This window comes from Streptomyces sp. NPDC045021, assembly GCF_056432645.1.
The window spans coordinates 12,905-38,992 of sequence record NZ_JBWKIQ010000014.1; the positions used below are offsets into that span (position 1 = coordinate 12,905).

General features: G+C 72.1%; 22 protein-coding genes, 1 pseudogene and 1 riboswitch. Of the genes and pseudogenes, 12 read left to right on the forward strand and 11 right to left on the reverse strand.

The window, feature by feature from the left end; all coding sequences use genetic code 11:
* Window position 1: 1 nt before the first annotated feature.
* Window positions 2–1,237 carry a cytochrome P450 gene (locus AC07DC_RS33270; RefSeq protein ID WP_478918220.1) on the reverse strand — a complete coding sequence of 412 codons (1,236 nt, stop codon included), beginning with the start codon at window positions 1,235–1,237 and terminating at the stop codon, window positions 2–4.
* 228 nt (window positions 1,238–1,465) lie between these two features.
* On the opposite strand from AC07DC_RS33270, the gene AC07DC_RS33275 reads away from it, so the two are divergent.
* Entirely contained in the window at window positions 1,466–2,635 is a 1,170-nt protein-coding gene (locus tag AC07DC_RS33275; RefSeq protein WP_478918221.1) for a steroid 3-ketoacyl-CoA thiolase, read from the forward strand.
* Window positions 2,636–2,684: 49 nt separating this feature from the next.
* Here the strand turns inward: AC07DC_RS33275 and AC07DC_RS33280 are convergent, their stop codons facing one another.
* From AC07DC_RS33280 to AC07DC_RS33305, 6 genes are all read right to left on the reverse strand, one after another.
* On the reverse strand, window positions 2,685–3,527 hold the full coding sequence (locus tag AC07DC_RS33280; protein ID WP_478918222.1) for an ECF transporter S component: 843 nt from the start codon (window positions 3,525–3,527) through the stop codon (window positions 2,685–2,687).
* The gene (locus AC07DC_RS33285) at window positions 3,524–5,140 is read right to left on the reverse strand and encodes an ABC transporter ATP-binding protein (RefSeq protein ID WP_478918223.1); all 1,617 of its coding nucleotides are present in this window, start codon (window positions 5,138–5,140) and stop codon (window positions 3,524–3,526) included. The genes AC07DC_RS33280 and AC07DC_RS33285 overlap by 4 nt, the downstream gene beginning before the upstream one ends.
* Window positions 5,137–6,375, reverse strand: coding sequence for a CbiQ family ECF transporter T component (locus tag AC07DC_RS33290; RefSeq protein ID WP_478918376.1), 1,239 nt, complete (start codon window positions 6,373–6,375; stop codon window positions 5,137–5,139). Before AC07DC_RS33290 ends, AC07DC_RS33285 begins: the two co-directional genes overlap by 4 nt.
* Window positions 6,348–7,043, reverse strand: coding sequence for an SCO2322 family protein (locus AC07DC_RS33295; RefSeq protein ID WP_478918224.1), 696 nt, complete (start codon window positions 7,041–7,043; stop codon window positions 6,348–6,350). Before AC07DC_RS33295 ends, AC07DC_RS33290 begins: the two co-directional genes overlap by 28 nt.
* On the reverse strand, window positions 7,043–8,251 hold the full coding sequence (locus AC07DC_RS33300; RefSeq protein WP_478918225.1) for a prenyltransferase/squalene oxidase repeat-containing protein: 1,209 nt from the start codon (window positions 8,249–8,251) through the stop codon (window positions 7,043–7,045). The genes AC07DC_RS33295 and AC07DC_RS33300 overlap by 1 nt, the downstream gene beginning before the upstream one ends.
* A 129-nt stretch (window positions 8,252–8,380) precedes the next feature.
* Window positions 8,381–8,507: riboswitch (cobalamin riboswitch) on the reverse strand.
* A 65-nt stretch (window positions 8,508–8,572) separates the two neighbouring features.
* A complete protein-coding gene (locus AC07DC_RS33305) occupies window positions 8,573–9,589 on the reverse strand; it encodes an MBL fold metallo-hydrolase (protein ID WP_478918226.1) in 1,017 nt (338 codons plus the stop codon).
* A 102-nt stretch (window positions 9,590–9,691) separates the two neighbouring features.
* Here AC07DC_RS33305 and AC07DC_RS33310 point away from each other — a divergent pair, with 102 nt between their 5' ends.
* The 6 genes and pseudogenes from AC07DC_RS33310 to AC07DC_RS33335 form a co-directional block, all read left to right on the forward strand.
* Entirely contained in the window at window positions 9,692–11,176 is a 1,485-nt protein-coding gene (locus AC07DC_RS33310; RefSeq protein ID WP_478918227.1) for an aldehyde dehydrogenase, read from the forward strand.
* Complete coding sequence (locus AC07DC_RS33315; protein WP_478918228.1) at window positions 11,176–11,409, forward strand: ferredoxin; 234 nt, start codon at window positions 11,176–11,178, stop codon at window positions 11,407–11,409. Before AC07DC_RS33310 ends, AC07DC_RS33315 begins: the two co-directional genes overlap by 1 nt.
* A gap of 165 nt (window positions 11,410–11,574) precedes the next feature.
* Window positions 11,575–14,235, forward strand: a complete 2,661-nt coding sequence (gene lanKC / locus AC07DC_RS33320; RefSeq protein ID WP_478918229.1) for a class III lanthionine synthetase LanKC — start codon at window positions 11,575–11,577, stop codon at window positions 14,233–14,235.
* Between the two features lie 40 nt (window positions 14,236–14,275).
* A complete protein-coding gene (locus tag AC07DC_RS33325) occupies window positions 14,276–14,386 on the forward strand; it encodes a SapB/AmfS family lanthipeptide (RefSeq protein ID WP_478918377.1) in 111 nt (36 codons plus the stop codon).
* A 96-nt stretch (window positions 14,387–14,482) separates the two neighbouring features.
* Window positions 14,483–16,369, forward strand: coding sequence for an ABC transporter ATP-binding protein (locus tag AC07DC_RS33330; protein WP_478918230.1), 1,887 nt, complete (start codon window positions 14,483–14,485; stop codon window positions 16,367–16,369).
* Window positions 16,370–17,037: 668 nt separating this feature from the next.
* Window positions 17,038–17,907, forward strand: a pseudogene (locus tag AC07DC_RS33335) (ATP-binding cassette domain-containing protein); the annotation flags it as partial.
* A gap of 270 nt (window positions 17,908–18,177) precedes the next feature.
* Here AC07DC_RS33335 and AC07DC_RS33340 read toward each other — a convergent pair.
* Window positions 18,178–18,753, reverse strand: a complete 576-nt coding sequence (locus AC07DC_RS33340; RefSeq protein WP_478918231.1) for a response regulator transcription factor — start codon at window positions 18,751–18,753, stop codon at window positions 18,178–18,180.
* 323 nt (window positions 18,754–19,076) lie between these two features.
* Complete coding sequence (locus tag AC07DC_RS33345; RefSeq protein WP_478918232.1) at window positions 19,077–19,700, reverse strand: TetR family transcriptional regulator; 624 nt, start codon at window positions 19,698–19,700, stop codon at window positions 19,077–19,079.
* Window positions 19,701–19,934: 234 nt separating this feature from the next.
* Between AC07DC_RS33345 and AC07DC_RS33350 the strand changes: the two genes are divergently transcribed.
* The 3 genes from AC07DC_RS33350 to AC07DC_RS33360 are packed head-to-tail and all read left to right on the forward strand — an operon-like array spanning window position 19,935 to window position 23,067.
* The gene (locus AC07DC_RS33350; RefSeq protein WP_478918233.1) at window positions 19,935–21,224 is read left to right on the forward strand and encodes a glycosyltransferase family 4 protein; all 1,290 of its coding nucleotides are present in this window, start codon (window positions 19,935–19,937) and stop codon (window positions 21,222–21,224) included.
* Window positions 21,218–21,961, forward strand: a complete 744-nt coding sequence (locus AC07DC_RS33355; RefSeq protein WP_478918234.1) for a class I SAM-dependent methyltransferase — start codon at window positions 21,218–21,220, stop codon at window positions 21,959–21,961. The genes AC07DC_RS33350 and AC07DC_RS33355 overlap by 7 nt, the downstream gene beginning before the upstream one ends.
* Window positions 21,958–23,067: a prenyltransferase/squalene oxidase repeat-containing protein gene (locus AC07DC_RS33360; protein ID WP_478918235.1), complete on the forward strand. Its 1,110-nt coding sequence runs from the start codon at window positions 21,958–21,960 to the stop codon at window positions 23,065–23,067. The genes AC07DC_RS33355 and AC07DC_RS33360 overlap by 4 nt, the downstream gene beginning before the upstream one ends.
* Before the next feature lie 76 nt (window positions 23,068–23,143).
* Here AC07DC_RS33360 and AC07DC_RS33365 read toward each other — a convergent pair whose 3' ends face one another.
* Window positions 23,144–23,431 carry a hypothetical protein gene (locus tag AC07DC_RS33365; protein WP_478918236.1) on the reverse strand — a complete coding sequence of 96 codons (288 nt, stop codon included), beginning with the start codon at window positions 23,429–23,431 and terminating at the stop codon, window positions 23,144–23,146.
* A gap of 83 nt (window positions 23,432–23,514) precedes the next feature.
* Here AC07DC_RS33365 and AC07DC_RS33370 point away from each other — a divergent pair, with 83 nt between their 5' ends.
* Window positions 23,515–24,297, forward strand: a complete 783-nt coding sequence (locus AC07DC_RS33370; protein WP_478918237.1) for a maleylpyruvate isomerase N-terminal domain-containing protein — start codon at window positions 23,515–23,517, stop codon at window positions 24,295–24,297.
* Between the two features lie 116 nt (window positions 24,298–24,413).
* The gene (locus AC07DC_RS33375; protein WP_478918238.1) at window positions 24,414–24,959 is read left to right on the forward strand and encodes a hypothetical protein; all 546 of its coding nucleotides are present in this window, start codon (window positions 24,414–24,416) and stop codon (window positions 24,957–24,959) included.
* Between the two features lie 45 nt (window positions 24,960–25,004).
* Here the strand turns inward: AC07DC_RS33375 and AC07DC_RS33380 are convergent, their stop codons facing one another.
* Window positions 25,005–26,015, reverse strand: a complete 1,011-nt coding sequence (locus AC07DC_RS33380; RefSeq protein ID WP_478918239.1) for an LLM class F420-dependent oxidoreductase — start codon at window positions 26,013–26,015, stop codon at window positions 25,005–25,007.
* Window positions 26,016–26,088 lie beyond the last annotated feature (73 nt).

The following is a 26,088-nucleotide window of genomic DNA, read 5'->3' on the forward strand; positions in this document are numbered from 1 at the left end:
TTCAGCCCTCGTAGCTGACCTGCATCTCCTTGACGCCGTTGATCCAGGCGGAGCGCAGCCGGCGCGGGTCGCCGACCAGCTTGATGTCGGGCATCGCGTCGGCGATGGCGTTGAACATGAGGTCGATCTCCATGATCGCCAGGTTCTTGCCCATGCAGTAGTGCGGGCCGCCGCCGCCGAACCCCAGGTGCAGATTGGGTTCGCGGGTGATGTCGAAGCGCTCGGGGTGGTCGAAGACCTCGGGGTCGTGGTTGGCGGAGGCGTAGAACATGCCGACGCGCTGGCCCTTCTTGATCTCCTGGCCGCCCAGCACGGTGTCACGGGTGGCGGTGCGCTGGAAGGACGTGACGGGGGTCGCCCAGCGGACGATCTCCTCGGCGGCGGTGCTCGGCCGCGTCTCCTTGTAGAGCTCCCACTGCTCGGGGTGGGTGAGGAAGGCGTGCATGCCGTGCGTGATGGCGTTGCGCGTCGTCTCGTTCCCCGCGACCGACAGCACGAGGACGAAGAAGCCGAACTCGTCCGTGCTGAGGTTGCCTTCGTCCTCGGCGGCGACGAGCTGGCTGACGATGTCCTTGACCGGACACTCCTTGCGGGCGGCAGCGAGGTTCATGGCGTACGAGATCAGCTCCATGGCCGACTCGGCGCCCACCTCCTCGGTGATGGCCAGCTCGGGGTCGTCGTAGGCGATCATCTTGTTCGACCAGTCGAAGAGCTTGCTCCGGTCGTCCTGCGGGATGCCGATCAGTTCGGCGATGGCCTGGAGCGGGAGTTCCGAGGCGACCTCGGTGACGAAGTTGCCCACCCGCCGGCCGCGCGCCTCGGCGACGATGCGGTGGGCCCGGTCGCGGAGCGTCTGTTCCATCTGGCGGATCGCGCGGGGGGTGAAGCCCCGCTGGACGATCTGCCGGACGCGGGTCAGCTCCGGCGGGTCCATGTTGAGCATGATCAGCCGCTGCATCTCGATCTGGTCGCGGGTGATGTGCTCGTTGAAGCGGATGACCGCGGTGTTGAGGAACGACGAGTAGACGTCAGGGTTGAGGGAGACCTCTTTGACGTCGGCGTGCCGGGTGACGACCCAGTACCCCTCGTCCTCGAAACCGGCGACGTTGTAAGGCTGTTCGTTCCACCAGACCGGGGCGGTCCGGCGCAGCTGCGCCAGTTCGGGGAGCGGTACCCGCTGCTCGTACACGTCCGGGTCTGTGAAGTCGAAGCCTTCGGGAAGCGCTGGGCAGGGCATCGGCCACTCCATGTCTGACGGTCCATCAGATATGGCTCGAAGGTAGTAACCAGTTCTACAAGTGGCAAGGGGAATGACCGTGTGGATTGGATGCGGGCTCGTGGAGGCTTGTGCACGAGTCTTGCGCGCCGCGCTCCGTGGGTAATAAGACTGCAGACAGAACTAGTACGCGTTCTAGTTCTGCCGGAGGCGCCGGGACGCCGACCGGTCGAGGAGAGGACGAGATTCATGGCCGCTGAACCCGTCATCGTCGAAGCTGTACGCACGCCCATCGGCAAGCGCGGAGGCGCGCTCGCCAATCTGCACCCCGCCTACCTGCTGGGTGAGACGTACCGCGAACTGCTCGGCAGGACCGGGATCCAGCCGGACGCCGTGGAACAGGTCGTCGGCGGCACCGTCACCCACGCCGGCGAGCAGTCGATGAACCCCGCACGCAACGCCTGGCTCGCGATGGGACTTCCGTACGAGACCGCCGCGACCACCGTGGACTGTCAGTGCGGCTCCTCGCAACAGGCCAACCACATGGTCGCGAACATGGTGGCCGCCGGAGTGATCGACATCGGCATCGGCTGCGGGGTGGAGGCGATGTCCCGGGTGCCGCTGGGCAGCGGCTCCAAGCACGGGCCGGGCAAACCCTTCCCCGACGAGTGGAACGTCGATCTGCCCAACCAGTTCGAGGCCGCCGAGCGCATCGCCCGACGGCGCGGTCTGACCAGGGAGAACGTCGACCGGCTCGGCCTCATCTCGCAGGAGCGGGCTGCCCGGGCATGGGCGGAGGAGCGGTACAAGCGCGAGACCTTCGCCGTGCAGGTGCCCACCAACGAGGAGGAGCAGCAGGCCGGTCAGGGCATGTGGCGGCTGGTCGACCGCGACCAGGGCATGCGGGACACCACCATGGAGGGGCTGGCCAAGCTGAAGCCGGTCATGCCGACGGCCGTGCACACCGCGGGCAACTCCTCGCAGATCTCCGACGGGGCCGCGGCCGTCATGTGGGCGTCCAAGCGCATGGCGCGCGCGCTCAAGCTCCGCCCGCGCGCCCGGATCGTCGCCCAGGCGCTCGTCGGCTCCGACCCGCACTACCACCTGGACGGCCCGGTCGACGCCACCCGGGCCGTGCTCGGCAAGGCCGGGATGACGCTCAAGGACATCGACATCATCGAGATCAACGAGGCGTTCGCGTCCGTGGTGCTCTCCTGGGCGCAGGTCTTCGACCAGGACCTGGAGAAGGTCAACGTCAACGGGGGCGCGATAGCCCTCGGCCACCCGGTCGGCTCGACGGGTGCGCGGCTGATCGTGACGGCGTTGCACGAGCTGGAGCGCACGGACAAGGAGTTCGCGCTCATCACGATGTGCGCGGGCGGCGCGCTGGCGACGGGCACGATCATCCAGCGGCTCTGATCCCTGCAGGGGCCCGGCCCCTGTGTCCTCAAGCGCCGGACGGGCTGCTTCAGCCGTCCGGCGTTTGAAAACCGATCGGCACGTCGAACGCGGCGCGTCGCGTCGCGCGGCGCAGGGCCTTGAGGATCGTCGCGCCGAGCGTGAGCGTGAGGACCGCGGTGACGGCGGCGCGCGGCAGGTCCCAGCCGAGCGACGTGGCGAGGCAGTAGGCGACGAAACGGCCGAGGTTGTCGAGGACCGGATCGCCGCCGACGTAGGAGATCCCGGATGACAGGCCGCCGATGGTCACCCAGCCCTGCAGGTTCATGACCGTGCCGTAGAAGATCGACGAGACGATGCCGTAGCAGGCGAGCATCGCCAGTTCGCCGCGGCCGCGCAGGGTGTCCGGGCGCGGAAGAAGCCCCGCGCCCATCGCGACCCAGCCCATCGAGAGCATCTGGAACGGCATCCACGGTCCGACGCCACCGGTGAGCAGCGCGGACGCGAACATCGACACGGCCCCCAGCACGAAACCGAAACCCGGGCCCAACACCCGTCCCGACAGCACCATCAGGAAGAACATCGGCTCGATGCCGGCCGTACCGGCGCCCAGCGGGCGCAGTGCCGCCCCGACAGCGGCCAGCACCCCGAGCATGGCGATCGACTTGGCGTCCATCCCGCCGTCCGCGATCGTCGCGATGACCACCGCGATCAGCATCGGCAGCAGCGCGGCGAAGAGCCAGGGGGCGTCCTTGCTGTGCGCGAGGCCGGTGCCGGGGTCGGCGAGCAGCGGCCAGCCGAAGAGCGCGATGCCGATCGCGGAGATCAGCGCCAGCGCGACGACGGACCGCGGACCGAGCCGGATGGGACGTACCTGCGGGTCGGGGCGGAGCTTCGGCTCGGGAGGTGTCATGACGACTCCTCCAGGGCCGGTGCGACCTGCGGGACGGTCAGCCAGGGCAGCGGCGCGAGGATCTTGGAGACCTGCGGGGCGAAGGCGGGGGAGGAGACCACGACCTCGGCGGTGAGGCCGTCCGCGACGACCTCGCCGTCGGCCAGGATCACCACCCGGTGGGCGAGTTCGGCGGCCAGCTCGACATCGTGCGTGGCCAGCACGATCGCATGGCCGTCCGCCGCGAGCGCCCGCAGCTGTGCGATCAGCCGGCCCTTGGCGGCGTAGTCCAGGCCGCGGGTCGGCTCGTCGAGCAGCAGCAGCGGCGGCCGGGCGGCCAGCACGACGGACAGCGCCAGCGCCAGCCGCTGGCCCTCGGACAGATCGCGGGGATGGGTCGCGTCATGGACGCCCGGCAGGAGTTCGGTGACCAGCGCGCGGCAGGTGCCGGGCGCGGCGTGCGCGTCCCGGTCGGCGGCCTCGCACTCACCGGCCACGGTGTCCGCGTAGAGCAGATCCCTCGGCTCCTGCGGGACGAGGCCGACCTGCCGGATCAGCTCGCCCGGTCTCGTCCGGGACGGGACCAGGCCGCCGACCGTCACCGTGCCGGAAGAAGGGGCGTGCAGACCGACGAGGGTGGACAGCAGGGTGGACTTGCCCGCCCCGTTGCGGCCCATCAGGGCGACGGTCTCGCCGGGGCGGACCGCCAGCGACACCTGGCGCAGTGCCTCGGTCCTGCCGCGGCGGACGGAGAGCCGGTCGAGGGCCGCCACCGGTACGGCGGTGGGCGCGATCACGGGCGCGGCCGGGGGAGTACGGCCCGCCAGACGCTCACGCAGCGGTCCGGCCTTCCGCCGCGCGTCGCGTACGGACAGCGGCAGCGGCGACCAGCCCGCGAGGCGGCCCAGCGCCACCACCGGCGGGTGGACGGGTGAGATCGCCATGATGTCGGCTGGTGCGCCCTGCACCGGGGCGGCGCCGGGGGCGGGCAGCAGGATCACCTGGTCCGCGTACTGCACGACGCGCTCCAGCCGGTGCTCCGCCATCAGCACCGTGGTGCCCAGGTCGTGGACGAGCCGCTGGAGCACGGCGAGCACCTCCTCGGCGGCACCGGGGTCCAGGGCGGACGTCGGTTCGTCCAGCACCAGCACCTTGGGGTGGACGGTGAGCACCGAACCGATGGCGACGCGCTGCTGCTGGCCGCCGGAGAGCGTGGCGATCGGCCGGTCCCGCAGCTCGGCCAGGCCCAGCAGGTCGAGGGTCTCCTCGACGCGGCGGCGCATCGTGCCGGGTGCCAGGCCGAGCGACTCCATGCCGTAGGCGAGCTCGTCCTCGACGGTGTCGGTGACGAAGTGCGAGAGCGGATCCTGTCCCACCGTGCCGACGACATCGGCGAGTTCGCGCGGCTTGTGGGTACGGGTGTCGCAGCCCGCGACGGTGACCCGGCCGCGCAGGACCCCGCCCGTGAAGTGCGGCACCAGACCGGAGACCGCGCCCAGCAGAGTCGACTTACCGACTCCGGACGGCCCGACGAGCAGGCACAGTTCACCCTCGGGGACGGTGAGGTCCACTCCGGCGACGGCGGGCTCCGCGGCTCCGTCGTAGCGGACGGAGACCTGCTCGAAGCGGATCATGTGCGGTCCTCCTTCGAGTGCGGCCTCAGGATCGAGGTCGAGGCAGGGACGGTGGACGTCGGGGCAGCGATGCGGGGCGCGGCCGGGACGGGCCGCGGTCGGGCCGGGGGCGGTGCGACGAACGCGGGCAGCAGCCCGATCAGGATCGCGAGCGCGGGCCACAGGGGCAGCGTGGGCGCGGCGAGCGGGATCGTCGACGGGGCCAGCGCGAGCGGATCGTGCGAGGCGGCCCAGATCATCAGGGCCGCCACCGCGACCCCGGAGCCGGAGACCAGCCAGGCCCGCGCGCCCCACCGGTCGGGCCGGTAGCGGCTGCGGATCGAACGCCGGCCGCCGAGCCGCAGCCCCGCCAGCGCCGAGACCAGACCGAGCAGCAGCACCGGCACGCCGTACCCGGCGCCGGACGCGGACAGCAGCGCGTACGTCCCCGCGCACACCCCGAGCAGCCCGCCCAGCGTCAGCGCGGCCGTCGTCCTGCGTATCCCGGCCGGCACCTCGGCGGAGCGGCCGTACCCGCGGGCGTCCATCGCGGCGGCCAGCGCCACCGACCGCTCCAGCGCCCCTTCCAGGACGGGCAGCCCGACCTGGAGCAGCGCCCGCACCCCGCGGTCGTCACGCCCCCGCAGCCGGCGGGCGGCGCGCAGCCGCTGCACATCGGTGACGAGGTTCGGCGCGAAGGTCATCGCCACGACGACCGCGACACCCGCCTCGTACAGCGCGCCCGGCAGCGACTTGAGCAGCCGCGCCGGGTTGGCGAGCGCGTTCGCCGCGCCCACGCAGACCAGCAGCGTGGCCAGCTTCATGCCGTCGTAGAGCGCGAACAGCAGACCCTCCGCGGTCACCTTCCCGCCCAGCCTGACGCCCCGCGCCCAGTCGGGCAGCGGAACCTCGGGCAGCGTGAAGAGCGTGTGGGTCCCGGGGATCGGCGAGCCGAGCAGCACCGCGAAGGCCAACCGGATCGCGAGCACCACCAGGCCCAGCTTCAGGAACGCCCCGTACGACCGCGCCCACGGCGCGTCCGTGCGGCGGGCGGCCACCACGTAGCCCGCGACCGCGACCAGCAGCAGGAGCAGCAGCGGATTGGTGGTCCTGGACGCCGCCGTCGCCAGCCCCAGCGCCCACAGCCACCACGCCCCGGCGTGCAGCGCGGTCGACCGGGTGACGGTGGCGGCCCGGCGGCCGCCGGTCTCCCGTCGTGCCCCGGTGTTCATCCGCGCCGGCGGCGGGCCTGCCAGAGGGCCGCCCCGCCGAGGGCGAGGACGGCGGCGATACCCGCGAACACGCCGACCGAGGGGCCGCCGTCGTCACTTCCATCGCCGCCGGCGTCGCCCGACGCCTGAGGTGCGGGCGTCTTCGACGTCGATGTCGTACCCGTACCGCCGCCGGACGAGACGGGCTCGCCGCAGCCGGTCTTCGGGTAGCCGGCCACCGCGCACACCATGCCGGCGGAGTTGTAGCGCAGCGGTTTGGCGACGGCGGCCAGCGCGTCGGCGCCCGTCGCGTCACCCGGGACCTGGGCGCAGGCGGTACGGGGCGCGGGCGGCGCCGCGCCGCCGCCCGCGTCGGCGGCGGTGCCGAAGTCCAGGACGAGCGCGATGCGCTTGGTGCCGCCCTTGGGCGGGGTGCCCGCGCAGATCGCGGCGAACGTGGTGGCGCCGGGGACGTCACGCGGCTTCGACGCGTCCTGGGCCTCGGCGCCGGCCGCGAAGCGCCAACCCTCCATGGCCCCGTCGTCGGGCCGGTCCAGCGCGGGACCGGTCTGCGCGTACGTCCAGGTGTCGCCGGAACGCTGCCAGAACGACCAGTAGCGGTACGCGGTGGCCTGCGCGGGCAGGACGGAGACCGCGAGCAGCGCGCCGAGCGCCAGCAGGACGGCGAGTACCCGCAGCCGGGGGCGCGGCATCAGCCCTGCTTCTTCTTGCGGCCGCTGATGAGGAAGCCGACGCCGACGCTGGCGACGAAGAAGACGCCGACGATCCACCAGGTGGCGGCGGAGCCGGACTTGTCGTCCTTCTTGTCGGCCTTGTCGGAAGCCGACGGGCTCGCGCTCGCGGCGGCGGCCGGCTTCGGGCCGAGGTTGGTGAGCTGCTGGACGAGATCCGCGCCGCCTGCGCTCTTCGGGTCGTTGCCCGTCGCGTGCGCGGCGAGGACCAGCTGCGACAGGGCCGCGGGGTTGCCCTTCGACCAGACGGCGGAGTTCTTCGCGAGCCAGTCGTACGACGTCTTCGCGGTGTCGAGGTTGCCGCCGGAGGCCAGCGCGATCACGGCGTCGGCGGTGGTGCCGTAGTCCGGGGTCGGCTTGTCCGCGCCCGGGGTGACGGCGGTCAGGTGCGCGCCGCCCGCGGCTAGCTGGGTGGTCAGGTACGCGGCGCCGGCCGAGGCCGAACCGGCCGCGTCGAGCGTCTTGAAGGCGTCGGGAGAGGCGCAGTCCGGGGCCTTCGCGGCCACGTTCGCGGTCGGCGCGGTGATGACGAAGCCCGCGCCGCGGGCGCCGCGCACCGCGTCGGCGGTGGCCTTGGCGTTCACCGTGAGCTTGCCGTTCATCGGGTAGCCGAAGGCGCCGCGGTCGGCGGCCTTGGCGTCGCAGCCGAACTGGAAGGCCTTGAGGCTGTCCTGCGACGCCTTCACGTCCTGCTTGACGGCCGCCAGCGCGCCGATCACGACCCCGGTGGAGTCCGGGTCGGAGGCGCCGCCGGGGTTGTACGACCAGCCGCCGTCCTTGTTGCGCACCGACGCCAGCCAGTCGGTGGCCTTCTTCACGGCGGAGTCCTTGCCGCCCAGTGCGGTGAGCGCCTGCACGGCGATGCCCGTCGCGTTGGTGTCCTCCGTCTTGGGGTCGCAGACCTTCGCCGTGTCGGCCCGGTACGAGGGGAAGCCGCCGTCGGCGCACTGCTGTCCGGTGAGCCAGGCCACGGCGCTGTCGGCCGGCTTCACCCCGGCGGTGTCCAGCGCCAGCAGCGCGTACGACTGCCGCCACACCCCGTCGTACGTCGGGTCCCCGGTGCCGTAGAGACCGGACGGCAGCGGGGTGTCGGCGGAGGCCGCGGGCACCGCGGCCATACCGAGCACGGTGGCGGCGGCGAGCGCGGCAGCGCTGCGACGGAGGTTCATGAGGGGTTGATGCCTTTCGCTGAGCGGGTGCGTGGCCGGGCGCACCGCTGCGAGCCCGCGCGCTGCGCGGGGCACCGGGCTCCGGCTCCGTTACCTCGACGGTGCCGGTCACCGCGCTTGCCTGGACCGGGAGCCGCTCCCGTCCGCGCGGGTACTCCGACTCGCCGCCCCTGCCCTGGGGGACGGCTCACGGTTGCGGGTCAGTGCCGGATTCGCGCCGGCTTCCCCCGCTCGGACGTGGATGGAATTGTCCCGAACATCGTATGCCCTGCGGGTGGCGCTCCCGGTCCCGGCCCGCCCGCGCCCCGGCCGCCCGTTCCGTCAGACCGCCTGGTACGTGACCGGGTCGGAGCCGGGGACGGCCTCGGCGCGGCCGGCCTTCACCAGTCGCCGCAGATGGGCCTCGGCCTCGGAGACGGCGATGTTGCGGGAGCCGAACGGGATCTGCTCCCAGGGGCGGTTCCACTCCATGACCTCGGCGAGCTGCCAGGGCGTCCGCGGCGACTCGGTGATCAGCGCCCGCAGCCCGGCCAGCCGCTCCTCGTGGTGGTCGAGCAGCTCCCGCACCCGGCCCGCCGCGTCCTTGAACGCGTACTGGTGGGCGGGCAGCACCTCGTCGGGGTCGAGCCGGCCGATGCGCTCCAGGGAGGCGAGGTAGTCGCCGAGCGGATCGGTCTCGACCTCGTCGTCGGGGTCCTCGTACAGCCCGATGTGCGGGGAGATCCCCGGCAGCAGATGGTCGCCGGAGAAGAGCCGCCGGCTCTCCTCCAGGAACAGGCAGACGTGCCCGGGGGTGTGGCCGGGCGTCCAGATGGCGCGCAGCCGCCGCCCGGCGAGGTCCACGAGCTCGCCGGGGACGATGTCGCGGTCCGGAAGCGCCGGCCGCAGCCCCGGCAGGGTGCTCATGCGGCCCGATTCGCGGGCGGCGCGCAGCGGGGCGATGTGCTCCTCGGGGGCGCCGGCGGCGGTGAGTTTGGCGGTCATGTACGTCAGCCAGCGGGCCGGCTCCGCGGACCGGGTGCGGCGTACGACGTCCGCGTCGGCCGAGTGCATCGCGATCCAGGCACCGGAGACCTCACGGACCTGCGCGGAGAGCCCGTGGTGGTCGGGGTGGTGGTGGGTGATGAGGACGCCGTGCACCTCGGGCACGGAGGTGCCCGCCTCGACGAGGCCGGCCTCCAGCGCGGCGTACGAGTCCGGGTCGTCCCAGCCGGTGTCGATCAGTACGGGACCGCGGTCGGTGTCCAGGAGATGGACGAGCGTGTGGCCGAGGGGGTTGTCGGGGATCGGGACCGGGATGCTCCAGACCCCTCCGCCGTGGTCGGTCACGCGCACCATCTGGTCCCCTCTCGCCGACGAAGTCATTGCCCACTATAACTAGAACTGGTATCAGTTCTGAAACAGCGTCAGGTATGGGCCGACCCGCAGGAGGCACCAGTAATGACCGACCTCATCGAACACGGACAGCTGTTCATCGGCGGGGAGTTGGTGGACCCGCTCGGCAGCGAGACCATCGAGGTCATCTCCCCGCACACCGAGCAGGTCATCGGGCGGGTGCCGCACGCCTCCCGCGCCGACGTGGACCGGGCCGTCGCCACCGCCCGCAAGGCCTTCGACGAGGGCCCGTGGCCGCGGATGACGCTCGACGAGCGGATCGCCGTCGTCACCCGCATCAAGGACGCGATCGCCGTCCGGTACGACGAGATAGGCCGTCTCATCAGCTCCGAGAACGGCTCGCCCTACTCGTGGAGCATCCTCGCCCAGGCGCTCGGCGCGATGATGGTCTGGGACGCGGCGATCACCGTCGCCCGCGACTTCCCCTACGAGGAGCACCGCACCGGCGTCCTCGGCCCGATCCTGGTCCGCCGCGAGCCCGTCGGGGTCGTCGCGGCCGTGGTGCCGTGGAACGTCCCGCAGTTCACCGCCGCCGCCAAGCTGGCGCCCGCGCTGCTCACCGGCTGCACCGTCGTGCTGAAGCCGTCGCCGGAGACCCCGCTCGACGCCTACGTGCTGGCCGAGATCACCAAGGAGGCCGGGCTGCCCGAGGGCGTGCTGTCCATCGTGGCGGCCGACCGCGAGGTCAGCGAGTACCTGGTCGGCCACCCCGGCGTCGACAAGGTGTCGTTCACCGGCTCGGTCGCGGCCGGCCGACGGGTGATGGAGGTCGCGTCCCGCAACCTCACCCGCGTCACCCTGGAACTGGGCGGCAAGTCCGCCGCCGTCATCCTCCCGGACGTGGACCTGGACACCGCCGTCCCCGGCATCACCTCGGCCGCCTGGATGAACAACGGCCAGGCGTGCGTGGCCCAGACCAGGATCCTCGCGCCGCGCTCCCGCTACGACGAGATCGCCGAGCGCTTCGCGGCGGCCGCCTCCGCGCTGGTCGTCGGCGACCCGCTCGACCCGGCGACCGAAGTCGGTCCGCTGGTGGCCAAGCGCCAGCAGCAGCGCTCGCTCGACTACATCAGGATCGGCCAGGAGGAGGGCGCCAAGATCCTGACCGGCGGCAGCCGTCCGGCCGGCCTGGACACCGGCTGGTACGTCGAACCGACGCTCTTCGGCGATGTCAGCAACTCCATGCGGATCGCCCGCGAGGAGATCTTCGGCCCGGTCATCTGCCTGCTCCCGTACGACGACGAGGCCGAGGCGCTGCGGATCGCCAACGACTCCGAGTTCGGGCTCTCCGGCAGCGTCTGGACCGCCGATGTCGAGCACGGCATCGACGTCGCCCGCCAGGTCCGCACCGGCACGTTCTCGGTGAACACCTTCAGTCTCGACATGCTCGGCCCGTTCGGCGGCTACAAGAACTCCGGTGTGGGCCGGGAGTTCGGCCCCGAGGGGTTCGGCGAGTACCTGGAACACAAGATGATCCACCTGCCGGCCGGCTACCGGCCGGGGGCCGGTACGGCGGGGGCGGAGGGCTGATGGGCGACCGCTGGCACATCGAGGTGGACCGCTCGGTCTGCATCGGCTCCGGCATGTGCGTGAGCGCGGCCCCCGACGGCTTCGCCCTCGACAGCGCCCGGCAGTCCCACCCGACGTCCGCCGAGGCCGACGCCTCCGAGCTGGTGCTGGAGGCGGCCGAGAGCTGCCCGGTGGAGGCGATCACCATCACCCTGCTCGCCACCGGGGAGCCCGTCTTCCCCCCCGAGGAGTAGCGGAACAGCTGTCCAACCGCAGGTCAGAACAGCTCCTGACCTGCGGTTGGACACTCGTGCATTCCGCACATGTGCGTTCTGCACGGGTGTTTCGTTACGGACGCGACTGTTCCCCGTTTCGGCCACGTGAAAATCTCAACACCTCACGGCCGGAGGGGGAGAGCCATGGACAAGCGGTACGAGGTCTTCTGCCTAGTCGACAGGTATTTCTACGAGACCCCGGACCGCTTGTCCGCTGGCTCCGGATCCGACACGGGATCCGGTTCCTCGCTCTACGAGGCGGCCCAGCGGCCGGTTCCCGAAGGCTGGCGCACCGGACGCTCCGGCGACTGGCTGCACTTCACGCCGGTGGACGGCAATGGCGTCCCCAGACCCGGATCGCCCCCGCAGGGGTGGAAGATCCATGTCTCCGCGTGTCTGGAAAACGCCGAGAAGACCATCGCGAAGGTTTGGGACCACTGCGTCCCGCGCGGCATCCCGTTCAAGTTCGTACCGGGCCCGTACGCCCTGCACCTGCGCAACTCCAAGTACGCCGGGCGCGCTTCCAGCGGCAAGTTCATCACCATCTACCCGGCGGACGAAGAGCAGCTGCACACGATCCTGCGGGAGCTGGAAGAACTGCTGGCCGGCGAGGCCGGCCCGTACATCCTCAGCGACCTGCGCTGGAACGAGGGACCGCTCTACGTCCGCTACGGCGGGTTCGTCCAGCGGTACTGCGTGGACGGGTCGGGTGTGCTGGTCCCCGCCGTCGAGGACGCCGACGGGCTGCTCGTACCGGATCTGCGGGAGCCGGCCTTCCACGTCCCGCCGTGGGTGACGCTGCCCGCGTTCCTCCAGCCGCACCTGGACGCCCGCAACGCCACGACCACCAACGACCTCCCGTACCGTATCGAGAGCGCCCTGCACTTCTCCAACGGCGGCGGTGTCTACACCGGTCAGGACGTGCGGACCGGCGAGAAGGTCGTCCTCAAGGAGGCCAGGCCGCACGCCGGGCTGGCCGCCGACGGGGCCGACGCCGTCGCCCGGCTGGAGCGCGAGAAGACCGCCCTGGAACGGCTCTCGGGGCTGGGTGTCGCCCCCGAGGTCCGCGACTGGTTCGTCCTGGGCGACCACCGCTTCCTGGTGATGGACTTCCTGGAGGGCCGCACCCTCAACTCGTTCTTTGCCCAGCGCCATCCGCTGATCTCCGTCGATCCCGACCCCGCGGCGATCGCCGACTACACCGAGTGGGCGCTGCGCATCCACGCCTCGGTCGAGGAGGCCGTCGCCGCCGTGCACGGCCGGGGCGTGGTCTTCAACGACCTGCACATGTTCAACATCATGGTCGGGACCGACGAACGGACCGTCTCGCTGCTGGACTTCGAGGCCGCCGCGCACATCGACGAGCACACCCGCCAGGCCATGGCCCACCCCGGCTTCATCGCCCCGGCGGACCGCAGGGGCTTCGAGGTGGACCGGTACGCGCTCGCCTGTCTGCGGCTGGCGCTGTTCCTGCCGATGACGACGCTGCTGGTGGTGGACCGCGACAAGGCCGTACACCTGGCGGACGTGATCGCCGAACAGTTCCCGGTGCCCAAGGAGTTCCTCGACGAAGCCGTCGGGACCATCATCGGGACCACTAGTGAGACCACCACCGGGTCCCCCACCAGCGCCGGCCCCGCCACCCGCCGCCGCACCCCGTACGTACCGGTGGAGCCGGCCGACTGGCCGCGCAGCCGCGACTCGATGGTCGCCGCGATCCTCGCCTCCGCGACCCCGGAACGCGACGACCGGCTGTTCCCCGGCGACGTCGCCCAGTTCTCCGACGGCGGCGGAATCGGACTGGCGCACGGCGCCGCCGGTGTCCTGTACGCCCTCGCCGAGACCGGCGCCGAGCGGTACGAAGCCGGTGAGGAGTGGTTGCTGCGCCACACCGACCCGCCACCGCCCGGCACCCTGCTCGGCCTCTACGACGGTCTGCTCGGCACCGCGTTCGTCCTCGACCGGCTCGGCCACACCCCGCGCGCGCTGGATCTGACCGAGCGCGTACTGGGCGAGAAGTGGCAGCGGCTGGTGCCCGACCTGTACGGCGGTCTCGCCGGTGTGGGCCTGGCCCTCGAGCACCTGTCCCGGACCACCGGCGAGAGCGGACTGCGGGACCAGGCCGTGCAGGCAGCCCAGTTGCTCGCCGACCGGCTGGCCGGCGAGCCCGGCACCCACACCGGGCTGCTGCGCGGCGCCACCGGCTCCGCTCTGCTCTTCCTGCGTCTGTACGAGCGGACCGGCGCCCCCGATCTGCTCGACCTCGCCGCGACCGCGCTGCGCCAGGACCTCGCCAAGTGCGGCCAGGACCGGGAGGGCACCTGGCTCGTCAACGAGGGCTTCCGCACCATGCCCTATCTCGGAGCGGGCAGCGTCGGCATCGGCATGGTCCTCGACGACTACCTCGGGCACCGCCCCGACGAGGAGTTCGAACGGGCGCGGGCCGGCATCCTGCCCGCCGCGCGGTCGCGCTTCTACGCGCAGTCCGGGTTGTTCAACGGACGGGCCGGCATGGTCCTGCACCTGGGCCGCACCACAGCTCCGGACGCCGCCCCCGGCCACCTCGCCGCCCAGATCGCCGCACTCTCCTGGTACGCGATGTCCTATCAGGGTCATCTCGCCTTCCCCGGTGACCAGATGATGCGGCTGTCGATGGACCTCAACACCGGAACGGCCGGCTGCCTGCTCGCGCTCGGCGCGGCACTGGGCGAACAGCCCGCGGCCCTCCCGTTCCTCCCGCCGCTCACGCGGCCCCAGAGCGGCCCCTTCACCGGGGCCGGAACAACAACAACCCCGTCCCCATGATCGAAAGGACTACACCATGGCACTTCTCGACCTTCAGAGCATGGAAACCCCTCAGGGCCACGGCGGCGGTGGCGGTGGCGGCGATCTCAGCACCGCGAGCCTCCTCCTCTGCGACACGAACAGTCACGCCAGCCTTGTTGTCTGCCTGTGACACCAGTAGGTAGTTGAGCACGGACACGGTCCCGGGCGGCCTCACGCCGCCCGGGGCCGTACCCGTCACCACGAACGAGGTGAGGACCTCCACCACATGGCGACCTCCTCCGGTACGGAGACCAGCGGGTCCACCGGGACGTCCACCGCATCCACCGGACCCACCGGGACGTCCACCGCGGCCACCGGATCCGCCGGGACGTCCACCGCGGCTACCGGGTCCGCCGGGTCCGTCGCGGCCGAGGCCGACCGGCTGCTGCGCGCGGCGGTCCGGCACAGCGCGGGCCGCAGCGCCGCGCTCTGCCTGTGCACCACCGCCTCCGCTTTCATCGGACTGGCCCTGCCGGCCGCCCTCGGCCGGAGCCTGGACCTGCTCCTCACCCGCGACAGCGGCCCGCAGGCCACCCACTGGATCCTGCTGAGTGCCGCCCTCATCTGCGTCATGGTCCTCCTCGACGCCACCGACGGGCTGATCACCGGCGTCACCAACGCCCGCGGCACCGTGTGGGTACGCGGCAGGCTGCTGCGCCATGTACTGGCCACCGGACCGCGCGCCACCGCCCGCTTTCCGCCCGGTGACCTGGTCGCCCGGCTCGTCGGCAACGCCGCGCACGCCGGAGCCGCCCCGGCCGCGCTCGCCACGTTGCTCGCCACCGTGATCACCCCGGTCGGCGGACTCGTCGCGCTCGCCCTCATCGACCCCTGGCTCGCCGTCGCGTTCCTCGCCGGACTGCCGGTCCTCGCCCTGACCCTGCGGGCGTTCGTCCGCCGCGCCACCGACAGCGTCGCGCGCTACCAGACCGCCCAGGGCGACATCGCCGGCCGGCTCGTCGAAGCGCTCGGCGGCGCCCGCACCATCGCCGCCGCCGCGACCACCGAACGCGAGATCGCCCGGGTCCTGGAGCCGCTGCCGGAACTGCGCCGCCAGGGGATGCGGATGTGGCAGGTGCAGGGCCGCTCCAACGCCCAGGCCGCCATCATCGTCCCGCTGCTGCAGATCGCCGTCCTCGCGGTCGGCGGTCTCCGGGTCGCCCAGGGGCACTTGAGCGTCGGTGATCTGCTGGCCGCCTCGCGGTACGCCGTGCTCGCCACCGCGCTCGGCATGGCCGTGGGCCAGATCAACGGCCTGGTCCGCAGCCGCACCGCCGCCCGGCGGCTCGCCGACCTGCTCGTGGAACCGGCCACCGCGTACGGGCGCGGACAGCTCCCGGCCGGCGGCACGGGACGGCTCGAACTGCGCGGCATCACGGCCGTACGCGGCGACCGCGCCGTCCTGGACGACCTCGACCTGACGCTGCCCGGCGGCACGTCCGTGGCCGTCGTCGGACGGTCCGGCACCGGCAAGTCCGTGCTGGCCGCGATCGCCGGACGGCTCGCCGACCCGGACCGGGGAACCGTCGTGCTCGACGGCGTTCCGCTCTCCGCACTCTCCCGTGACGAACTGCGCGGCGCCGTCGGCTACGCCTTCGAACGGCCCGCCCTGCTCGGCGGCACCATCGGCGGCACCATCGCCTTCGGCATCCCCGAGCCCGGCGGGGCCGCCGTCACCGAGGCCGCCCGCACCGCCTGCGCCGACAGCTTCATCCGCCTCTTGCCGGCGGGTTACGCCACACCTTGCGGTGACGCCTTCCTGTCCGGCGGCGAGTCGCAGCGGCTGGGCCTCGCCCGCGCCTTCGCCCACCCGGGCCGGCTGCTGATCCTCGACGACGCGACGTCCAGCCTCGACACGGTCACCGAGTTCCGGGTCACGGCCGCGCTGCTGAGCCCCACCCCTGACCGCTCCCGGCTGATCGTGGCGCACCGCGCCTCCACCGCCGCCCGCGCCGATCTCGTCGCCTGGCTCGACGACGGCCGCATCCGCGCCATCGCCCCGCACGACGACCTCTGGCGGCTTCCGGAGTACCGGGCCGTCTTCCACGCTCCTTCCGATTCGGAACCGGGTGGGGATCAGGACCGCGAAGGGGCGGAGGCGGGGTCGTGGTGACGCGGCGGGGCGACCGGTCGCCCTCCGGCCTGCGGGCCGAGGGGATCCGCTTCCTGCGGCGGCGGCCCCGCGTGGTGGCCGCGCTGCTCGGGTGGTCGGTCCTGGAGGCGGTCGAGACGTTTCTGACCGGATTCGCTCTGGCGCGCGCCCTGGACGACGGGTTCCTGGCGGGGCGTGCCGGGGTGGGTCTCGGCTGGCTGGGGCTGGCCGCGCTGGCCGTGGCGGCGGGCGCGTTCGGCACGGGCAGGGTCTACCGTGCGGTGGCGGCCCTGGTGGAGCCGCTCCGCGACGGCCTGGTGCGACGGGTGGTGGCCCGCGGCCTGGCCGACGCCGTACGCGATCCGCACCGCGCGGACACCGCGGTCGTCTCCCGGCTCACCCAGCAGGTGGAGATCGCCCGTGACACGTTCGCCGGGCTCGTCATGGTGTCGCGCTCCTTCCTGTTCACCGTCGCAGGGGCCCTCATCGGGCTGCTCTCGCTGGCTCCCGTCCTGCTGCTCGTCGTCGTACCGCCGCTGTTCGTGGGGCTCGGGCTCTTCTGCCTGACGCTGCGGCCGATGAACCGGCGCCAAGCGGCCTTCCTCACGGCGAACGAGGACGTGGCGGAGAGCGTGGGCGCGATGGCCGCCGGGCTGCGCGACATCACCGCCTGCGGCGCGGAGGAGCGGATGGCGGCGGAGGCCGCGCGGCGGATCGACACCGAGTTCCGCGCGTCACGGGTCCTCGCCCGCTGGGGAGTGCTGCGCGCCCTGGCCCTGGGCGTCGGCGGACGGCTCCCCGTCGTCCTGCTGCTCGCCTCGGCCCCGTGGCTGCTGGGCAGGGGAGTGACCGCGGGCGCGCTGGTCGGCGCCCTCGCCTACCTCACCCAGTCGCTGCTGCCCGCGCTCCAGAGCCTGACCCAGGGATTGGGCACGGCCGGCTCGCGGTTCGTCGTCGTCCTCGGACGCCTGGCGCCGCGCACCGCCGCACAGGACGCGGGGAACGCGGGGGATACAGGGGACGCGGCTGCCGTCGTGGATGCGGTGACGGGAACGTACGCGCCTGCCCCCCGGAATGATCCCGCCGCGCCCGCCGCGCCCGCCGCGCCCGCCGCGCCCGCCGTGGAGTTGCGCGGTGTCACCTTCGCCTACGGGGAACTGGCCGAGCCCGTGGTGCGGGAGCTGGACCTCGTGGTGCCGCGCGGCTGCCATCTGGCGGTCGTCGGGCCGAGCGGGATCGGCAAGTCGACCCTCGCGGGGCTCATCGGGGGACTGCTGCGCCCGGCTGCGGGCGTGGTGGAGCTCGCCGGCCGGCCGCTGCGGGAGCGGCCCACCGGGGAGCTGCCGGGGATGCGGGTGCTGATCCCGCAGGAGGCGTACGTGTTCGCGGGAACCGTGCGCGACAACCTCGGCTATCTCTGCCCGGGACCCGAGCCGGTTCCGGACAGCCGGCTGCGGGCGGCGGCCGAGGCGGTCGGGATGTCGGAACTGCTGGACCGGATGGGCGGGTTGGACGGCACCGCCGAGCCGGGAACCCTGTCGCAGGGGGAACGGCAGCTGCTGGCGCTGACCCGCGCCTATCTGTCGCCCGCCCCGCTGGTGCTGCTGGACGAGGCGACCTGTCATCTCGATCCGGTGGCGGAGGCCCGAGCGGAACGGGCTTTCGCGCTCCGCCCCGGGGGCGGAGCGCTGATCGTGATCGCGCACCGCATCAGCTCGGCGCGGCGCGCGGACCGGGTACTGGTCATGGACGGCACGCACACGGTCTGTGGCGGCCACGAGGAGCTGCTCGAGCGGTCCGCGCTCTACCGGGACCTGGTGGGGAACTGGTCACAGCCAGCCGGCCACTCGGGATATTCGTATGGCGTCCACCCGGTTGCGGGCTCCCGTCTTGCGGGTGATCGCGGCCATGTAGTTGCGCACGGTGCCGTTGCACAGGTGCAGGACGCGGGCGATCTCGCCGATGGACGCGCCCTCGGCGGCGAGTGACAGCACGCTCAACTCGCGTGGTGTCAAAGGAATGTCGGCCGCCTGGAGGAAATCAAAAGCGAGCGAATTGTCGACGAAACGTTCCCCCCTGGCGACGCGCCGGATCCCGCGGACCAGTTCCTCCGGCGCTGCGTCCTTGTTGACGAACCCCAGCGCGCGCGCCTGGGACGCGCGGCGCAGCAGACCCGGACGGCTCGCGGTCGCCAGCACGAGCAGCGCGCACTCCTGGCCGACCGCGTGGTCCTGTAACTCCGTCAGTTGGGCCACGTTGCCGTGTTCGGCGCCGGGACACTCCACATCGACGACGCACACTTGAGGCCGTAACGACCGCGCGCGTCTTGGTGCGTTGCGCCACGGCGTGGCCACCACTTCGATGTCGTGTTCCCTGCCCAACAGGGCGGCGAGCGCGGATCGCATGAGCCATGTGTCATGTACCAGTAAAACCCGGATCACATTTGCCCCTTCGAGAGAACCCCGTGGACCGACCGTGCGTCGAGCAACCCCATTCGTACCCGCGATCTCGCCAGGGATGGCCCCGCAATCCGGCCAAGGAGATGCACGGAGGCGCATTCGGTGCGCCCATGTGCCCCCCGCACGCCGGGAATGTGCGTGCGACAGGGTTCTCCTGGCCGTGCCGCCGGCACATTCCCCTGGCCCGCCCGGCCAGGTCCCGGGCCGGCCCTCGAAGTGCCGTTCGCGGGCCCCGCCGTCCCCGGGGCCGATGCGCCCGGGGCGCCTCCTCAGGCGCGCCGCTCCGGCGCGGTCAGATCGATGAGGCGGCACACTGTCTCGATGTCAATCTTCACCTGGGCGATGGAGGCGCGGCCGGAGAGCCAGGTCACCAGAGCCGAGTGCCAGGTGTGCTCGATCACCCGGACCGCGGAGAGCTGGTCGGCGGTGGGCGGACCGTCCAGGCCCATCGCGTCCAGGATGATCGCGGTGGTGAGCCGGGAGACGGTGTCGACCTCGGGGCTCACGGAACGGTCGGCGAACGTCAGGGCGCGGACCATCGCGTCGGCGAGATGCGGTTCGCGCTGCATCGCGCGGAAGGCGCGCATCAGGGTCTCGGCGACCCGGTCGGCCGGCTCCGCGGTGACCGGCGGACGTTTGCGCAGCGTCTCGTGCATCTGGCCGAGCTGGTCCTGCATGGTGGCGACCAGCAGATGGATCTTGGACGGGAAGTAGCGGTAGAGCGTGCCGAGGGCGACGCCGGAGTTCTCGGCGACCTCACGCATCTGCACCGCGTCGAAACCGCCGCGGCAGGCGAGCTGCGCGCTGGCGTGCAGGATGCGACGGCGGCGCGCCTCCTGACGTTCGGTCAGCAGGGGCGACGACGGAGTCGGCGGCTTGGGTTCTGTTGTCATATGTCCCATTCCGTGACATTCCATCCGTAATCCGCGGTCACCGTGGCACTGCGTTGCATGATGGCAGGACCGGTGTCGTGGTGCGAATCACCTGGTCCGCCTCATTCGGGGCCGTGCCGCTGCCGGTAGATTCGGTTCTGAACGTTCGAGTCTGAAACTTGTTCTAGATTAGCGCGACCGGTTACGCTCCGGCAGAAGTGAGTGAGAAGGGGGCCGGGAGTGACCGTTGAGGCCATGCCACTACGGATCGCGCTGCTCACCTACAAGGGGGACCCCTTCTGCGGGGGTCAGGGCGTCTACGTACGCCACCTCTCCCGGGAGCTCGCCCGGCTCGGCCACACCGTCGAGGTGATCGGTGCCCAGCCCTATCCGGTGCTCGACGCCGTCGGTGAGGGTGTGACCCTCACCGAGCTGCCCAGCCTGGACCTGTACCGGCAGCCGGACCCGTTCCGCGCTCCCCGGCTCGGCGAGTACCGCGACTGGATCGACGCGGTCGAGGTCGGCACGATGTGGACCGGTGGTTTCCCCGAGCCGCTGACGTTCTCGCTGCGCGCCCGGCGCCACCTGGCGGCCCGGCGCGGTGAGTTCGACGTGATCCACGACAACCAGACGCTCGGCTACGGGCTGCTCGGCCTCGGCACCCCGCTGGTCACCACGATCCACCACCCGATCACCGTCGACCGGCGGCTGGACCTGGCCGCGGCGCCCGGCTGGAAGCGCCGGCTGTCCGTGCGCCGCTGGTACGGCTTCACGCAGATGCAGAAGCGCGTCGCGCGCCGGCTGCCGTCCGTGCTGACCGTCTCCGGCTCCTCCCGCTCCGAGATCGTGGAGGACCTGGGTGTGCGCCAGGAGCGCGTCCACGTCGTCCACATCGGCGCCGACACCCGGCTCTTCTCGCCGGACGCCTCGGTGCCCGAGATCCCCGGCCGCATCGTCACCACCTCCAGCGCCGACGTGCCGCTGAAGGGCCTGGTGCACCTCGTCGAGGCGCTCGCCAAGCTCCGTGCGGAGCGTCCCGACGCGCACCTCGTCGTCGTCGGCAGGCGCGCCGAGGACGGCCCGGTCGCCGCCGCCATCACCAAGTTCGGCCTCGAAGGCGCCATCGACTTCGTCAAGGGCATCACCGACGCCGAACTCGTCGACCTCATCCGCGGTGCCGAGGTCGCCTGCGTCCCCTCGCTCTACGAAGGCTTCTCGCTGCCCGCCGCCGAAGCGATGGCCACCGGCACCCCGCTGGTCGCCACCACCGGAGGCGCGATCCCCGAGGTCGCCGGGACCGACGGCGAGACCTGTCTTGCTGTACCGCCCGGCGACGCCGGCGCGCTCGCCGCCGCCCTGGGCCGGCTGCTGGGGGACGCGGACCTGCGCCGCCGCCTCGGCGCGGCCGGCCGGCAGCGCGTCCTGCGCCGCTTCACCTGGGAACAGGCCGCCATCGGCACGGCCGAGCACTACCGAGCGGCGATCGCCGCCCAGTCCGCCGCCCCCGCCCCGACCCACCGGACGAAAGCAGAGGCTCCGTGCTGACCGTCGACTTCTCCCGTTTCCCGCTCGCCCCAGGCGACCGGGTCCTCGACCTGGGCTGCGGCGCCGGAAGGCACGCCTTCGAGTGCTACCGGCGCGGCGCCAACGTCGTCGCCCTGGACCGCAACGGCGACGAGATCCGCGAGGTCGCCAGATGGTTCGCGGCGATGAAGGCGGAGGGCGAGGCCCCGGCCGGTGCGTCCGCCGTCGCGATGGAGGGCGACGCGCTCGCGCTGCCGTTCCCCGACGACAGCTTCGACGTCGTGATCATCTCCGAGGTCATGGAGCACATCCCGGACGACAAGGGCGTACTCGCCGAGATGGTGCGCGTGCTGCGGCCCGGCGGCCGGATAGCGATCACCGTGCCGCGCTACGGACCCGAGAAGATCTGCTGGGCGCTCTCCGACGCCTACCACGAGGTCGAGGGCGGCCACATCCGCATCTACCGGGGCGACGAACTGCTCGGCAAGATGCGCGAGGCGGGCCTGCAGCCCTACGGCACCCACCACGCGCACGGGCTGCACTCCCCGTACTGGTGGATCAAGTGCGCCGTCGGCGTCGACAACGACAAGGCCCTGCCGGTGAAGCTGTACCACAAGCTCCTGGTCTGGGACATCATGAAGAAGCCGCTGGCCACCAAGGTCGCCGAGCAGGCCCTCAACCCGCTGATCGGCAAGAGCTTCGTGGCCTACGCCACCAAGCCGCACACCCCCGTGCTGGATGCGCGGGTGGACGCGTGACGAGTCCGGGGCGCACCGAGCACCTCGTCCTGCCCGGAGTCCTCACCGCCGAGCAGGCCGAGCTGACCGTCGCCGGCATCGCCGCGATCCAGCGGGCCGACGGCGCCATACCGTGGTTCACCGGCGGACACCTCGACCCGTGGGACCACGTCGAGGCGGCCATGGCCCTGGACGCGGCGGGCGAGCACGGTCGCGCCGAGGCCGCCTACCGCTGGCTCGCCGACCGGCAGAACGCCGACGGCTCCTGGTACGCCGCCTACTCGTACGCCGCGGACGTGCCCGGCGCGGAAGCGGCGGTCGCGGCGGGCGAGCCCACCGACCGGACGCGCGAGACCAACTTCGTCGCCTACGTGGCCGTGGGGATCTGGCACCACTACCTGTCCACCGGCGACGACGCCTTCCTGGAACGCCTGTGGCCGACGCTCTACGCGGCCGTGGAGTTCGTGCTCGCGCTCCAGCTGCCCGGCGGACAGATCGCCTGGAAGCGTGACGACGACGGCGGCTTCCCCGAGGAGGCGCTGCTCACCGGATCGTCCTCGATCTACCAGGCGCTGCGCTGCGCGCTGGCCGTCGCGGACTACCGCGAGGAGCCGCAGCCCGACTGGGAGTTGGCGACCGGACTGCTCGGCCACGCGGTGCTGCACCACCCCGAGCGCTTCCTCGACAAGGGGCGCTTCTCCATGGACTGGTACTACCCGGTGCTCGGTACCGCGCTGCGCGGCCCGGCCGCCAAGGAACGTATCGAGGCGCACTGGGAGACCTTCGTGGTGCCGGGCCTCGGGGTCCGCTGCGTCTCGGACCGGCCCTGGGTCACCGGCGGGGAGAGCGCGGAACTCGCCCTCGCCCTGTGGGCGATGGGCGAGTCCGACCGCGCGGTGGAGATCCTCGCCGACATCCAGCACCTGCGCACCGGGGACGACGGGATGTACTGGACCGGCTACGTCTTCGACGACGACGCCGTCTGGCCGGAGGAACGCACCTCCTGGACGGCGGGCGCGCTCCTGCTGGCGGTGGCCGCGCTCGGCGGGGACGAGGCGACCACCGCGGTGTTCGGCGGCGAACGGCTCCCGATCGGCCTGGCACCGGACGACGCGGGCTGCTGCTAGACCCTGCTCCCGCCTCTCGCCGCCAGGGCCGGTCCGGCCCTGGCGGTCTTTCCGCCGGTTTTTCGGCGCTGCCGGATCAGGCCCGGTTGACGCGGCCGGCCACGGCGTGGCCGATGACCAGGTAAACCACGGCCGGCAGGCCGTAGTTCAGCACGGTGCGGAGTTTGTCCGAATCCATGGTGAACAGGTCGAGGGACCAGCCCGCGAGCCAATTCGCCGAATTGTGGACCCAGTTGACCAGGTCGTTGGCCTTGTTGGCGTCGAGCAGATACATGAGTATCCACAGGATCAGTATCAGGGCCGCGACATCTGCGACGATCAGAATGATCGCCGCTGCGGGATTGCCTCGGTAGCGTCTGGACATAACCCTCGCCTTGCCCCGTTAGGCTGGTTGAAACTGCTGGTGGAGAATCCTTTCGATATGAAGTAGACGAGGGATGGCGGCGCATGGCCTGGCTGGAGCACGAGGCGTACTGCACGGCGATCGTCGAGGAGACCGCCCGGCTGCGTGACACACTCCGCGGTTCCGACCCCGGCGCCAAGGTACCGACCTGCCCGGGCTGGACCCTGCACGAGTTGGCGGCCCACGTCGGACAGGCGCACCGCTGGGCCGAGACGATCGTCGGCACCAGGGCCGAGAAGTACCTCCCCGAGAGCCAGGTACCGGACTACGAGGCACCCAGCGGCGCCGGGCAGCTGGACGGCTGGCTGGCCGAGGGCGCCGAGCGGTTCGCGGCCACGCTGCGCGAGGCCGGCCCCGCACTGCCCGTCTGGACCTGGGCGCGGCCCCAGGAAGCGGGCTTCTGGGCCCGCCGGATGGTCCTGGAGACCCTGGTGCACCGGGCGGACGCCGCGGTGGCCACCTGGAGCGAGTACCAGGCGCCGGCCGAGCTGGCCGCTGACGCGATCGACGAGTGGCTGGAGATCATCACCGATCCGCTCGCCGTCGAGCAGACTCCGGAGCTCGCGGAACTGCGCGGCCACGGACAGACCCTGCACCTGCACGCCACCGACAGCCCGGCCGGGCTGGTCGCCGAATGGGTGATCGAACGCGGCCCGGAAGCCGTCACCTGGCGGCGCGAGCACTCCAAGGGCGACGTGGCGCTGCGCGCCCCCCTCACCGATCTGCTGCTCGCCTTCTACCGGCGGCTGCCGCTGGACAGCGATCGCGTGCAGGTGCTCGGCGACCGCGAACTGCTGGACCACTGGCTGGCCCGCACGGCGTTCTGAGCGGTGCCGGCCGCAGCCCGGTGGCCGGTGCGCGGCCCCGGTGCCCGAGTGGCGGGGGTGTGCCGGCCGGGTGATCCTGCGAGGACGTGTGCCCCGTACGTCCTCGGAGGTCGACCGTGCCGAACGGCATCCCCTTGCGCCGCCTGCTGACCGCGCTGCTGCTCTGCGGCGCGCTCCTCACCGCCAACACCGCGTGCAACGACAAGGCGAAGAACGAGGTGTCCGGCAGCCCGACGGCCTCGACCACGGCGGAGAAGCAGAAGCTCGCCAAGACGCGCTTCGTCGCGAACGCCGGGCTCGCGGCGGGTGCCACCTACCAGTGGATCATCAAGCCGTACCGGGCCGGGACGTTCAAGAAGGGTGCGGACGGCCGGACGTTCGCCCTGGTCAAGGCGGGGCTGGCCGGGGCGTTCGCCTACAACCGGCTCAAGGCCGCGGCCGACAACGCCAAGGGCGATCCGACGCTCTCCAAGCTGGTGGCCCCGCTGACCGCCGGAATCGACGCGCTCAAGGACCTGCCCGGCAAGCTGCGCAAGGGTGATTCGACGGACGACGTGGTCAGCACCTTCCAGAAGACGGTCAACGACGTGAAGGACGCGGGCAAGCAGGCCGGCGCCGAGGTCAAGGAGCAGATCCCGTCGGCGAGCCAGCTGGGCGGATAGGGCCTGTCCGGCCGATCGTGAACGGGCCGGCCGCAGGCGTTTCGCTCAGGTGTTGAGCTCCGCCAGTACGCGCAGCGTGTCCGGGTCGGGTGCGGTCACCAGCAGGTCGGTGACCGGGCCCGACCGCCACATCTCCAGCCGCTCGGCGATCCGCTCCCGCGGCCCGACCAGCGAGATCTCGTCCGCGAAGGCGTCCGGCACGGCCAGCACCGCCTCCTGTCTGCGCCCGTCCAGGAAGAGCCGCTGGATGTGCCGCGCCTCTTCCTCGTACCCCATCCGGGCCATCAGGTCGGCGTGGAAGTTCTTTGCCTGGGCGCCCATCCCGCCGATGTAGAAACCGAGCATCGCCTTGACCGGCAGCAGCCCCTCGGCCACGTCGTCGCACACCATGGCCCGCACCAGGGGCGCGACCATGAAGTCCTTGGGGGCGTCGGCCAGCGACAGTTCGTAGACATCGCTGCGCATCGGCGACCAGTAGAGCGGCATCCAGCCGTCGGCGATACGGGTCGTCTGGGCGATGTTCTTCGGCCCCTCCGCGCCGAGCAGGATCGGCAGATCGGCCCGGAGCGGATGGGTGATCGGCTTGAGCGCCTTGCCGAGCCCCGTACCGTCCTCGCCGGAGTACGGATGGCTGTGGAACCGCCCGGCCAGCTCGACCGGCCCCTCCCGCCGGAAGACCTGCCGCAGCACCTCCACGTACTCGCGGGTCGCGGTCAGCGGGCTCTTCGGGAACGGCCGCCCGTACCACCCCTCGACCACCTGCGGCCCGGACAGCCCGAGCCCCAGAATCATCCGGCCGCCGGAGAGATGGTCCAGGGTGAGCGCGTGCATCGCGGTGGCGGTGGGGGAGCGGGCGGCCATCTGCGCGATGCCGGTCCCCAGCTTGATACGGGAGGTGTGCGCGGCGATCCAGGTCAGCGGGGTGAAGGCGTCCGAGCCCCAGGCCTCCGCCGTCCACACCGAGTGGTAGCCGAGGCTTTCGGCCTCCCGCGCGAGTTCCACGTCCTGCGGACGGGGGCCGCGCCCCCAGTAGCCGAGTGCCAGCCCGAGCCTCATGGCGCCGCCCCTTCGAGCAATCTGACGATGCGTCAGATCTGGACTGTACGGCACCGGCCAGGACGGCGAAAGA

What these genes read in the sequence shown, in the direction of transcription:
- lanKC (WP_478918229.1), top strand. Translation starts at nt 11,575, where the DNA reads ATGGACAAGCGGTACGAGGTCTTCTGCCTAGTCGACAGGTATTTCTAC.
- AC07DC_RS33330 (WP_478918230.1), top strand. Translation starts at nt 14,483, where the DNA reads ATGGCGACCTCCTCCGGTACGGAGACCAGCGGGTCCACCGGGACGTCC.
- AC07DC_RS33325 (WP_478918377.1), top strand. Translation starts at nt 14,276, where the DNA reads ATGGAAACCCCTCAGGGCCACGGCGGCGGTGGCGGTGGCGGCGATCTC.
- AC07DC_RS33280 (WP_478918222.1), bottom strand. Translation starts at nt 3,527, where the DNA reads ATGACACCTCCCGAGCCGAAGCTCCGCCCCGACCCGCAGGTACGTCCC.
- AC07DC_RS33350 (WP_478918233.1), top strand. Translation starts at nt 19,935, where the DNA reads ATGCCACTACGGATCGCGCTGCTCACCTACAAGGGGGACCCCTTCTGC.
- AC07DC_RS33285 (WP_478918223.1), bottom strand. Translation starts at nt 5,140, where the DNA reads ATGATCCGCTTCGAGCAGGTCTCCGTCCGCTACGACGGAGCCGCGGAG.
- AC07DC_RS33340 (WP_478918231.1), bottom strand. Translation starts at nt 18,753, where the DNA reads ATGCGATCCGCGCTCGCCGCCCTGTTGGGCAGGGAACACGACATCGAA.
- AC07DC_RS33370 (WP_478918237.1), top strand. Translation starts at nt 23,515, where the DNA reads ATGGCCTGGCTGGAGCACGAGGCGTACTGCACGGCGATCGTCGAGGAG.
- AC07DC_RS33305 (WP_478918226.1), bottom strand. Translation starts at nt 9,589, where the DNA reads ATGGTGCGCGTGACCGACCACGGCGGAGGGGTCTGGAGCATCCCGGTC.
- AC07DC_RS33310 (WP_478918227.1), top strand. Translation starts at nt 9,692, where the DNA reads ATGACCGACCTCATCGAACACGGACAGCTGTTCATCGGCGGGGAGTTG.
- AC07DC_RS33275 (WP_478918221.1), top strand. Translation starts at nt 1,466, where the DNA reads ATGGCCGCTGAACCCGTCATCGTCGAAGCTGTACGCACGCCCATCGGC.
- AC07DC_RS33270 (WP_478918220.1), bottom strand. Translation starts at nt 1,237, where the DNA reads ATGCCCTGCCCAGCGCTTCCCGAAGGCTTCGACTTCACAGACCCGGAC.
- AC07DC_RS33380 (WP_478918239.1), bottom strand. Translation starts at nt 26,015, where the DNA reads ATGAGGCTCGGGCTGGCACTCGGCTACTGGGGGCGCGGCCCCCGTCCG.
- AC07DC_RS33295 (WP_478918224.1), bottom strand. Translation starts at nt 7,043, where the DNA reads ATGCCGCGCCCCCGGCTGCGGGTACTCGCCGTCCTGCTGGCGCTCGGC.
- AC07DC_RS33345 (WP_478918232.1), bottom strand. Translation starts at nt 19,700, where the DNA reads ATGACAACAGAACCCAAGCCGCCGACTCCGTCGTCGCCCCTGCTGACC.
- AC07DC_RS33300 (WP_478918225.1), bottom strand. Translation starts at nt 8,251, where the DNA reads ATGAACCTCCGTCGCAGCGCTGCCGCGCTCGCCGCCGCCACCGTGCTC.
- AC07DC_RS33315 (WP_478918228.1), top strand. Translation starts at nt 11,176, where the DNA reads ATGGGCGACCGCTGGCACATCGAGGTGGACCGCTCGGTCTGCATCGGC.
- AC07DC_RS33365 (WP_478918236.1), bottom strand. Translation starts at nt 23,431, where the DNA reads ATGTCCAGACGCTACCGAGGCAATCCCGCAGCGGCGATCATTCTGATC.